This window comes from Actinoplanes sp. NPDC051633 (assembly GCF_040681735.1).
Taxonomy (GTDB): Bacteria; Actinomycetota; Actinomycetes; order Mycobacteriales; family Micromonosporaceae; genus Actinoplanes.
In genome coordinates this window covers 1-1,383 of the sequence record NZ_JBFAZH010001620.1, presented here as the reverse complement: position 1 = coordinate 1,383, position 1,383 = coordinate 1, and the positions used below count along the sequence as shown (strand labels likewise).

Here is a 1,383-nt window from a genome sequence, read left to right as displayed (position 1 = left end):
ACGAAACTACGCCGACTATGATTAAAACTATAGATACTATAGTTATTAGATTTATTTGTTCTTTGAAAATAATTATTGAGACTACGGTTGTTAAGCCGCCCGGTACAGCGACAGCATCGAGGACGGGTCGGCGGTCTGCGCCGCCACGGTCAACGAGGCCCACGACTCGGGTTGCGGCAGCCAGGGCGCCGCCGCGCCGGGCGGGCTGAAGCCCAGGGAGGCCCCCGAAGACCAGGGCATGGGTACGCGACAGCCGTCGCGCCCGGGATCGGCCCCACCCGACCGGGTGTGCATCGGGTCGTCCCGCACCGACGAGGGCAGGTCCTCGACCTCGGGCAGTCCGAGCTCCTCACCCTGGTAGACGTAGACCGACCCGGGCAGCGCGCAGGTCAGCAGGATCGCCGCCCGCGCCCGCCGGGTGCCCAGGTCGAGATCGACTCGCCGGCCGTGCCGCGCGCCCCGCAGGGCGAACTCGAACGCGGTGTCCTCCCGGCCGTACCGAGTGACGTGCCGGGTGACGTCGTGATTGGACAGCACCCAGGTGCTCGGCGCCCCCACGGACGCGTGCGCGGCGAGCGTGTCGTCGACACACTCGCGCAAGGCCTTGGCGTCCCACGGGCAGCCGAGGAAGTCGAAATTGAAGGCGGTGTGCATCTCGTCCGGCCGCAGGTACGCCGCGAACCGCAGCGGGTCGGCCAGCCACACCTCGCCGATCAGCGCGCGCGGCGGGTCGTAGGAGTCGGCGACCCGCCGCCAGGCGCGGTAGATGTCGTGGATGCCGTCACGGTCCACATAGGGGTGTGGGGCTTCTTCGGCGCGGTCGGCGAGGTCGGCCAGCCCGGGGTCCTTGACGCACATGGTCGCCGAGTCGATGCGTACGCCGTCCACCCCGCGGTCGAACCAGAACCGCAGAATGTCCTCGAACTCCGCCCGCACGTCGGGGCTCGACCAGTTGAAGTCGGGCTGCTCGCGGGCGAACAGGTGCAGGAACCACTGCCCCTCCGGGGCTGTGCTGCTCCCGGCCGCTGATCCTTCGGCCAGGGCGGAGAACCCGGGTCCCTCCGGGACCTGTGTCCAGGCGGGGCCGCCGAAGGTGGACTGCCAGTCGTTCGGCGGTAGGCCGGGCCCACGCCCCGCCCGGAACCAGAACCGGTCCCGGGCGGGGCTTCCCGGTGGCGCGGCGAGCGCCTCGGCGAACCACGGGTGCTGGTCGGAGCAGTGGTTCGGCACGACGTCGACGATGACGCGCAGGCCGAGATCGTGCGCGTCGGCGATCAGCGCCTCCGCGTCGGCGAGCGTCCCGAACATCGGGTCGACGTCGCGGTGGTCGGCCACGTCGTACCCGGCGTCGGCCATCGGCGACGGGTAGAACGGGCTGAACCA

General features: G+C 69.8%; 1 protein-coding gene and 1 pseudogene. Both read right to left on the bottom strand.

The window, feature by feature from the left end; all coding sequences use genetic code 11:
- Positions 1-94, bottom strand: a pseudogene (locus AB0M20_RS43680) (quaternary ammonium compound efflux SMR transporter QacC); the annotation flags it as partial.
- Positions 91-1,383, bottom strand: a 1,293-nt coding sequence (locus tag AB0M20_RS43675) for a glycoside hydrolase family 13 protein (RefSeq protein WP_364307400.1), incomplete at its 5' end; no start/stop codon positions are given. The gene AB0M20_RS43675 and the pseudogene AB0M20_RS43680, both read right to left, overlap by 4 nt.